At 36.2% G+C, this 3,166-nt stretch carries 1 protein-coding gene; it reads right to left on the bottom strand.

The genetic code is table 11. The annotated features are described in order from the left end of the window. Positions 1–2,205: hydantoinase/oxoprolinase family protein (locus AFK68_RS40980; RefSeq protein WP_246843993.1), on the bottom strand; the 2,205-nt coding region annotated here is incomplete at its 3' end. Positions 2,206–3,166: the final 961 nt, after the last annotated feature.

The following is a 3,166-nucleotide window of genomic DNA, read 5'->3' as shown; positions in this document are numbered from 1 at the left end:
ATTTGAATTTTCCGACGAAGAATTTTCTGTTATTAACTCTTGTTTTGCTTCAGTTTCTGACAAAGGTGTAACAGCAGCATCTTGATTGTCAAAATTATTCCTTTCTGAAATTAAATCTGTTGTAGATTCTAAATTTGAATTTTCCGACGAAGAATTTTCTGTTATTAACTCTTGCTTTGCTTCAGTTTCTAGCTTAGTAAAAATTCCCTTCAACTCTGGCAATAATTCTGGAGTTAGTATTTTTTCAACTGCCTTTTCTTTCATCACTCGAATATCTGCTAATCCCATCCCATAAGCAGATAAAACTCCCGCATAAGGATGAATAAAAATTTGTTTCATTCCCAAAGCATCAGCAATTAAACAAGCGTGTTGACCTCCCGCACCACCAAAACAACAAAGAGTATATTCCGAAATATCATAACCTTTTTGCAGAGAGATTTTTTTAATCGCATTTGCCATTTTTTCCACAGCAATAGCTAAATATCCACTTGCCACCTCTTCCGGTTTTTTACTATTACCTATTTCCGCTGCTAACTGAGCAAACTTTTCTCTAACAATCTCCAAATTTAAAGGTAAATTTCCCTCCTTTCCAAACACTTTAGGAAAAAATTCTGGCTGTATTTTTCCCACCATTACATTACAATCTGTGACTGTTAAAGATCCGCCTTTTCCATAAGCAGCAGGTCCGGGATTTGCTCCAGCAGATTCAGGTCCAACACGATATCTAGCCCCATCAAAAAATAAAATTGAACCTCCACCAGCAGCAACAGTATGTATCGACATCATCGGAGTTCGTAGACGTATTCCAGCAATTTCTGTTTCAAATTCTCGTTCATATTCTATTGTTTTATTTGCTGCTCCGGCGTAATGAGCAACGTCGGTAGAAGTACCACCCATATCGAAGCTAATTATTTTATGAAAACCTGCCATTTTACTTGTTTGAACTGCTCCAACAATTCCACCAGCAGGACCAGATAAAATACTATCTTTTCCTTGAAATTTTTGAGCATCTGTTAAACCGCCGTTCGACTGCATAAACATTAGTTTCACCTCATTTATTTTTGAGGCATCTTTGTTGCTAAAACTATCTTTTTCTAAGTTGAAAGTTACATCTTGTCTATGCTCTTTTTTTTCTTCTACCTCAACCTTTATTTCTTCCCTTTCCAAAGAATAATTTTCTTGGATTGGATTGATTTTTGAGGCGTCTTTACTGCTTAAACTATCTTTTTCTAAGTTGAAAGTTACATCTTGTCTATGCTCTTTTTTTTCTTCTACCTCAACCTCTATTTTTTCCCTTTCCAAAGAGGAATTTTGTTTAATTGGATTGATTTTTGAGGCATCTTTACTGTTAAAACTATCTTTTTCTAAGTTCAAAGTTAAATCTTGTTTCGTCTCTGTTTTCTCTCCTACCTCAACCTCTATTTCCTCTCTTTCCAAAGAGAAATTTTCCCCGAAAATTATATTGTCTGTTTCAGACTTGCCAAAGGATTCTAAATAACTACTAACCTGATTAACATATCGTCGTAAAATTGGTGATAAATAAGCATCAACTACAGTAGTATCTCCCCGACTAACTAATTTCATTAAAGGACTAACTTCATGGGAAACAGATATTTGAGTAAATCCAATTTCTTGAGCAATTTCTTGAATTTTTTGTTCGTGTTTCGGATAGCGATAACCGTGCATTAATACAATAGCGCAACTTCTAATTCCTTCCTTGTATGCTGTTTCAAGTTGAGGAATTAATTCTGTTGTTTGAAGTGGAATTATTTCTTCCCCTTTAGCTGTATAACGTGACTCAACTTCGATGACTTTTTCATAGAGCATTTCCGGCAAAATAATTTGTCGAGCAAAAATATTAGGGCGGTTTTGATAACCAATTCTTAGAGCATCTTTAAAACCTTTATTAATAACCAAAACTGTCCGATCGCCTTTCCTTTCCAATAAAGCATTTGTAGCAACAGTTGTACCCATTTTAATAACTTCTATTTCTTGTGAAGGTATAGGTTCATTTTGAGAAATTCCTAATATTTCTCTAATTCCTTGAACTGGTGCATCAGAGTAGCGTTCTGGATTTTCTGATAATAATTTATGAATAATAATTTTACCGTCAGGAGACTTAGCAACTATGTCTGTAAATGTACCCCCACGGTCAATCCAAAATTGCCAACGGTTGTTAGTAATTGGTGTATTAGTCATATTCATATTAATTTTAGAGATAATAATTTTGATTTTTATTAGTCAAATCTGGTAATAGTTATAGCTATACTAAACTATCAAACATAATTTTATGCAATTTTTTATAATTAGGGTTTGCTGAAAAAGTCTTATGAGTGAGGGGAAGAGTCAGGAGTCGTAGGGGCAAATGGTTATTCGCCCCTACAGATAGGTGAACCGTCGGATTTCGGCTGTCGCCGACATGAAAGGCGATGTACAGGAGAAATGGGAATTATAGACCAGGTAGTAGGAAGAATTGTCCCTTGATTTTTCCGCCCTTGTTTGCTCAAAATATTAACTTTTTGACCTTGAGCGACCGAAAAGCTGGCACTTTTTTAGATCCAAAAAGACTAAAGCCTTTATTTGTAAATACTTTGAGAGTTAATCAGCAAGCCCTAGTTATTCATACATACCAAATGCAGTTTTTCAAAAGAGGCTGATATAGCTAAAGTCAGAAGTCATACCATTTCTCCATGAAGTTCGACTTAATACAAAGATAATAGCTGTCAGTAAAATTCAGGTCTGGGTAAGAATTATTAAGTGCATTCTTCCAGAAAAATATCTTAACTTTATTTAGGGTTTGCTGAAAAAGTCTTATGAGTGAGGGGAAAAGTCAGGAGTTAGTCCTCAGATAGGGGAAATTGTCGGATTTCGGCTGTCGCCGACATGAAAGGCGACCTACAGGAGATATGGGAATTATAGACCAGGTAGGAGAAAGAGTTGTCCCTTGATTTTTCTGCCCTTGTCTACCCTAAATACTAACTTTTTGTACTAGACTGACACACCTTAAATGGTGCAATAAATGTAGGTTGGTTTGTTTCGCTAACGCGACATGTAACGCGAACTTCGTTGCGCAGCATGGAACAAAACCCAACAACAGTCCTTCTCCCGTACGGACGCCCTTATGCAACGTCCCTACCTTACTCCCCCACTCCCCTACTCCCTAATG

This window comes from Hydrocoleum sp. CS-953 (assembly GCF_002260545.1).
Taxonomy (GTDB): domain Bacteria; phylum Cyanobacteriota; class Cyanobacteriia; order Cyanobacteriales; family Microcoleaceae; genus Trichodesmium.
Note: the sequence above shows the minus strand (reverse complement) of the source record. Positions and strands in the feature narration are given on the sequence as shown.